Source organism: Inquilinus sp. (assembly GCF_057815775.1).
The window spans coordinates 1-5,740 of sequence record NZ_JBYRFX010000746.1 but is presented as its reverse complement, the minus strand read 5'-3'; the positions used below and the strand labels follow the sequence as shown (position 1 = coordinate 5,740).

At 67.4% G+C, this 5,740-nt stretch carries 6 protein-coding genes; 4 read left to right on the top strand and 2 right to left on the bottom strand.

The genetic code is table 11. The features are described 5' to 3' along the window. Positions 1–82: 82 nt before the first annotated feature. A complete protein-coding gene (efeO, locus tag AC3XYG_RS26215; RefSeq protein ID WP_489142816.1) occupies positions 83–1,171 on the bottom strand; it encodes an iron uptake system protein EfeO in 1,089 nt (362 codons plus the stop codon). Between the two features lie 28 nt (positions 1,172–1,199). Beyond that, entirely contained in the window at positions 1,200–2,045 is an 846-nt protein-coding gene (gene efeU / locus AC3XYG_RS26210) for an iron uptake transporter permease EfeU (protein WP_489142815.1), read from the bottom strand. Positions 2,046–2,356: 311 nt separating this feature from the next. Between efeU and AC3XYG_RS26205 the strand changes: the two genes are divergently transcribed. The 4 genes from AC3XYG_RS26205 to AC3XYG_RS26190 all read left to right on the top strand — a co-directional run bounded on the left by AC3XYG_RS26205 (position 2,357) and on the right by AC3XYG_RS26190 (position 5,471). Further along, positions 2,357–2,707 (top strand): hypothetical protein, encoded by a 351-nt coding sequence (locus AC3XYG_RS26205; RefSeq protein ID WP_489142814.1) that lies wholly within the window; start codon positions 2,357–2,359, stop codon positions 2,705–2,707. A 320-nt stretch (positions 2,708–3,027) separates the two neighbouring features. Further along, the gene (locus tag AC3XYG_RS26200; protein ID WP_489142813.1) at positions 3,028–3,744 is read left to right on the top strand and encodes an amino acid ABC transporter permease; all 717 of its coding nucleotides are present in this window, start codon (positions 3,028–3,030) and stop codon (positions 3,742–3,744) included. Continuing rightward, on the top strand, positions 3,741–4,493 hold the full coding sequence (locus AC3XYG_RS26195) for an amino acid ABC transporter ATP-binding protein (RefSeq protein ID WP_489142812.1): 753 nt from the start codon (positions 3,741–3,743) through the stop codon (positions 4,491–4,493). Before AC3XYG_RS26200 ends, AC3XYG_RS26195 begins: the two co-directional genes overlap by 4 nt. Before the next feature lie 186 nt (positions 4,494–4,679). After that, positions 4,680–5,471: a transporter substrate-binding domain-containing protein gene (locus tag AC3XYG_RS26190; RefSeq protein WP_489142811.1), complete on the top strand. Its 792-nt coding sequence runs from the start codon at positions 4,680–4,682 to the stop codon at positions 5,469–5,471. Positions 5,472–5,740: the final 269 nt, after the last annotated feature.

Below are 5,740 nucleotides of genomic sequence, written 5' to 3'. Positions count from 1 at the left end.
GGCGGGCAGGTCGCCGGTCATGTCGGTGTCGGGGGTCGGGGCGGTGCCCTGGTCTTCGGTGATGCTCATGGTGTCGGCCCGGTCAATCCAGTCCCAGGGTGCTGCGCAGCTTCGGCAGATCCTCGGCCAGCGATGCGATCGGGCCCTGCGCCGCGGCCCGGTCGTTGGCGGCCAGTGCCTGGCCGGCCGCGGTGAATTCGGCATCGATCTTGTCGCTCAGCGCCTTGTCGGCCTTCTGGCTCAAGGGGCGGAACAGGGCGACGATCTTGGCCGCGCCGTCGAGATCCGCCCGGGCGCCGGCGAGGTCGGCTTGCCTGTCGGCCGCCAGCCGCGCCAGGACAGCGGCGGCGCCGCCGGCCATCTTGTCCGGCGGGATCGACAGGCCGTCCAGCCGCGCCTGCAGCGCCGCGACGTCGGTGGCCAGCTTGTCCGCCACCGGCCCCAGCCCGTCGCCCTGGCCGGCCAGCCCGGATTGCAACCGGCGGAAGCCTGAGAAGGCCGGGTCCTGTTCCTTCTTCTCGAAATAGTCGGCGCGGGCGTCCAGCGCGGTGTCGAGGTCGCTGAACAGGTCGGCGATCGGCTTGATCCGCTGGTAATGCACCCAGGCCGGGTCCAGCAGGGTGCGGGCCTGCGCCAGGTCGCCGGCCTTGATCGCGGCGACCAGCGGCGGCGTCGCCGCGGCCAGGGCCTCGACCTCGCCGGTGACGTAGACCTTGTACTCCGCCAGCGGCCCGATCAGGTCGATCAGCGAGGGCTGCTTGGTGGTCGCCGCCGGGGCGTTCTTCGCCTCGGTCACGGTCAGGGTGCCGCGCGGGTTGCTCAGCAGGCCGCAGGTGATCTCGTAGCTGCCGGGCTCCAGCCGCGCGGTCAGCGACTGGGTGAAGCCGGGGGCGATGTTCTCGCGCTCCTCCACCACCATCACGCCCTGCAGGATCTCCCACTCCAGGGCGCGGTCGCTTTGGTTCAGCACCTGGAAGGTGACGCGCCCGGCCTCGACGGTCAGCGCGTTCGGCTCGCAGGTCTTGGCAGTGATGGTGACGGGCACGCCGCCAGCGGCGGCCGGCTTCGGGCCGGCGCGGTGCAGGAAGGCATAGACGCCCAGCCCGGCGACGGCAACGGCCAGCACGGCGACGAAGCCGATCCCGATCCGAGTGGTGCGTTGCAGCGACATTCGTGCTCCGGAAGAAGGAATTGGGGTGTCAGGCGTTCGGCGAAACCTGCTTCGTCGGGGCCTGGCTCGGGGCGCGGTGGCCGCTGAGGAACAGGGGGATGGTGACCAGCAGGAACAGCAGGTAGGCGCCGACCTCGCCGACAGCCGGCGTGTCCTGGTAGCCGAAGATGCCGGCCAGCACCGACCCCAGCGGTCCGTCGATCGGCAGCACATGGCTCAAATCGAAGGCGACCTGCTGCAGCCCGTTCCACAGCCCGGCCTCATGCAGCGCCCGCAGCGACCCGGCCAGCAGCCCGGCGGCGACCACCAGGATGAACAGCCCGGTCCAGCGGAAGAACCGCTTCAGGTTCAGCTTCACGCCGCCCCAGTAGATCGCGAGGCCGACGGCGACGGCCACGGCCAGCCCGGCCAGGGCGCCGATCGGCGCGGCCAGCCCGACATCCTGCTGGAAGGTGGCGAGCAGGAAGAACACCGATTCCAGCCCTTCCCGGGCGACGGCGAAGAATACCATGGCGATCAGGGCGAAGCCGGTGCCGTCATGCCCGTCCAGCGCGGCGTCGATCGAATGCTGCAGCTGCGCCTTGATCGACCGGGCGGCCTTGCGCATCCAGAACACCATCGATGTCAGGATGCAGACCGCCACCAGCCCGACCAGCGCCTCGAACAGCTCCTGCTCGCGCTGCGGGAATTCGGCGCTGACCAGGTCCAGCACGATGCCGACGGCGAGCGACAGCAAGACGGCGGTGGCGATGCCGATCCAGACCAGCGGCATCCATTGCGACCGGCCGGTCTGGCGGAGATAACCGGCGATGATGCCGACGATGAGGGCGGCCTCTATGCCCTCCCGCATCATGATCAGGAACGGTACCAGCATCCGCCTTCACCCTACACGGCGCCGAACGGACTCCCACCGGACCGGACCAGGCGGCGCGGTCGAGAATCGATGTCCGACGGCCCTCACCATCGTCGCATCCCACTGCGAGCGGGAATGCGAATCTGTTGCATTTCTTCTGCTCTTGTCCCGTGCGGTTGTCGAGGCGCTTTGCGGGCGAGACGCATTAAATTGATGCAATCGAACGCCGTGGCGAACGCCCTGGCGACCGCCCCTGGGCTCGCTTCGGTCCCGCCCTTCAGGGAACCGCCGCCCGCCTGCCGCCATTGGACAGGCAGCAAAGGGAGCATGTCATGGCCGAGAACGAGACGATCCGGGACGCGGCGCAGAGCGTCGGTGCCGAAGCGGCAAAGGCCGCGAAATCCGCGGCGACACAGGCGGGCGCCGCGATCGACGCTGCCAAAGACATAGAACTTGAGGCCGATGCCGCTGTGGCGGAGGTGGAGGCCGAAGCGGTCCGCCGCGACCTCGAAGCCGATCTCCGTGTCCTGCGCGAGGATGTCGCCCGGCTGGGCGAGACCGTGGCGTCGATCGCCCAATCGCGGGTCGATGCGATCGACGAGGCGGTGCACCGCAGCCCCTGGTCGACCGCGATCGCCGCTCTGTGCATCGGCTTCTGCCTCGGGGTGCGGTCGAGCCGCTAGCACCCTCCGGCCGTCATTCCCGCGAAAGCGGGAATCTCTTGCAGAGCAAGAATGCGATGAGATCCCCGCTTTCGCGGGGATGACGAGGAAAATGAACCTTGTTATTTTTCTACTGCAAATTCTCGTGAAAATTAAATATGCACGGATAGTAGTTGCATATCCGAGAGTGCATCGCCACTTTCCGCGCTCTCCACCCCGGGGCCGATTCCCGGGCCTGGCCCACGGACAGGATTGACGGATCCCGTGCAGACGACACCATGTCATGGCATCCGCCTGCCCAAGGGCGCGTGCGGGGACGCCGCTCTCTGCCGGAGGCTCGCGTGAACTCGATCTTCGACTTCGACTATTTCCTGTCGGCGTTCCCGCTGATCCTGCCCTATCTGCCGGTGACGCTGCTGATCGCCTTCAGCGCCATGGCCTTCGGCCTGGTGATCGGCACCGGCGCCGCGCTGATCCGGATCTACCGCATTCCGGTGCTACGGCAGCTTGCGACGCTGTACATCTCCTTCATCCGCGGCACGCCGCTGCTGGTGCAGATATACCTCGCCTATTACGGCATCCCGAAGCTGCTGCAATACGTCAACGCCCAGATCGGCACCGACATCGACGCCAACCGGGTGCCGACGCTGGTCTTCGTCATCTTCAGCTGCGCGGTCAATGTCGGCGCGTACCTGTCCGAGGCGATCCGGTCGGCGCTGCTGTCGATCGACCGCGGCCAGGCCGAGGCCGCCTATTCCATCGGCATGACGCCGTTCCAGGCGATGCGCCGCATCATCCTGCCCCAGGCCCTGGCGGTGGCGCTGCCCAATCTCGGCAACAGCTTCATCAGCCTGATCAAGGACACCTCGCTGGCCTTCCTGATCGCGGTGGTCGACATCATGGCGGCGGCCAAGATCGCCGGCGGCCGGTCGCTGCGCTTCTTCGAGCTCTACCTGGCGGTGGCGGTGATCTACTGGGTGGTCTGCATCCTGGTCGAGATCGGCATGCGGCGCTGGGAGGCGCATCTGACGCGCGGCCGCCGGGACATCACCGCATGATCGCGATCCGGGACGTCCGCAAATCCTTCAAGGGCAAGGTGGTGGTCGACGGCATCGACCTCGATGTCGGCCAGGGCGGCATCGTCAGCATCCTCGGCCCCTCCGGCTCCGGCAAGTCGACCTTCCTGCGCTGCCTGAACCGGCTGGAGACGCCGGATGCCGGCAGCATCGACATGGGCGGCGACCGCTACGACCTGCCGCGGCTCGACCGCCGGCGGCTGCAGTCGCTGCGCATCCGCATCGGCATGGTGTTCCAGAACTACAACCTGTTCCGGCACAAGACGGCGATCGAGAACATCCTCGAAGGCCTGCTGGTGGTGAAGCGGCTGCCGCGGGCCGAGGCGAAGGACATCGCCGAGGGCTATCTCGCGCTGATGGGCCTGTCCGACCAGGCGCCGCAATACCCGTCCTCGCTGTCCGGCGGCCAGCAGCAGCGGGTGGCGATCGCCCGCACCCTGGCGATGCAGCCGGAGTTGATCCTGTTCGACGAGCCGACCAGCGCGCTGGACCCGGAGCACACCGGCGAGGTGCTGGAGGCGATCCGCAAGGCGGCGGGGCAGGGGATTCCAATGATCATCGTCACGCATGAGATGGGTTTCGCCCGCGAGATCTCGAGCGAGGTGCTGTTCATCGACGGCGGCAAGGTGATCGAGCAGGGCGACCCGAAATCGCTGTTCGGCGCGCCGCAGCAGCAGCGGACGCGGGACTTCCTGAAGAACTATCTGAGGTCCTTCAGCTTCGACATCTGAGCCCATTCGACAATGCTACTGATGCGGCCGTCTGACGGCGGTTTCTGCGCTTCCGGTGCTCACGGACCCAAACGTCCGCTGCGCGCCGGTTCTCGAAACCACCGCCAGCCGACTCACATCAGCGCATTCTCGAACGGGCTCTGAGGGTTCGTACGGATATCAATTGAGACGGTGATGGAGAGAACGATGCGACGGTTTCTGGTGAAGGGCGGCGCCGTGATGGCGGGGCTGGTGGCGCTGGCCCTGGCGGCCGGCCCGGCCGCCGCGCAGGAGACGGTGCGGGTGGGGACGGAAGGCACCTATGCCCCGTTCACCTACCAGGACGACAGCGGCAAGCTGACCGGCTACGACGTCGAGGTGCTGCGCCTGGTCGAGGCCAAGGTGCCGGACCTGAAGTTCGAATTCGTGCCGCAGCCCTGGGACAGCATGTTCCTGGGCCTGGAGGCCGGCAAATACGACATCGTCGCCAACGAGATCTCGAAGACGCCGGAGCGCGAGACCAAGTACCTGTTCTCCGACGTCGCCTATTTCCACAGCGGCTCCGCCATCATCGTCAAGAAGGGCGTCACCGGCATCCACAGCCTGGACGATCTGAAGGGCAAGGTGGTCGGCGCCGGCACGGGCAGCGAGCACACCAAGCTGGTCGAGGACTATCTCGCCGCGCATCCCGGCGCGTTCGAGATCCGCTACTACGACGGCAACGTCACCCCGGTGCTGCTGGACCTCGCCGACGGCCGGATCGACGCGCATGTCAACGACCCGATCGTGGCCCGCGACCATGCCGAGAAGCTGGGCCTGCCGATCGAGGCCACCGGCGACCTGCTGGCCAAGGTCCCGTCCTATTTCGTGTTCCGCAAGGATGCGAAGGGTGAGGCGCTGAAGGCCAAGATCGACGCCGCCCTGACGGCGCTGAAGGCGGACGGGTCCCTGGCCAAGCTGTCGGTGCAGTGGACCGGCCAGGACTACACGCAAGACTGACCGCAGGGGCTGTTCCGACGGCGCGGCCCCGCCCACCCTTCGCCGTCATCGCGAGCCCGCAGGGCGTGGCGATCCAGAATTGCCGCCGCCTGCGCGGTCTGCGCGGCCGGAACTGGATCGCGTCGCTACGCTCGCGATGACGGGGACGGGTGGTTGAGCAGTATTATCCCTCGACTCATTGTTCCCTTTGTGTTCTCATCAAGGGATGACACAAGCCGCCACCATGCCCCAGACACCCACCGCCTCACCGGCGGCGGAGGTGTTTGCGC

Coding starts and splice junctions, on each gene's coding strand:
- efeO (WP_489142816.1), bottom strand. CDS start 1,171: ATGTCGCTGCAACGCACCACTCGGATCGGGATCGGCTTCGTCGCCGTG.
- efeU (WP_489142815.1), bottom strand. CDS start 2,045: ATGCTGGTACCGTTCCTGATCATGATGCGGGAGGGCATAGAGGCCGCC.
- AC3XYG_RS26205 (WP_489142814.1), top strand. CDS start 2,357: ATGGCCGAGAACGAGACGATCCGGGACGCGGCGCAGAGCGTCGGTGCC.
- AC3XYG_RS26195 (WP_489142812.1), top strand. CDS start 3,741: ATGATCGCGATCCGGGACGTCCGCAAATCCTTCAAGGGCAAGGTGGTG.
- AC3XYG_RS26190 (WP_489142811.1), top strand. CDS start 4,680: ATGCGACGGTTTCTGGTGAAGGGCGGCGCCGTGATGGCGGGGCTGGTG.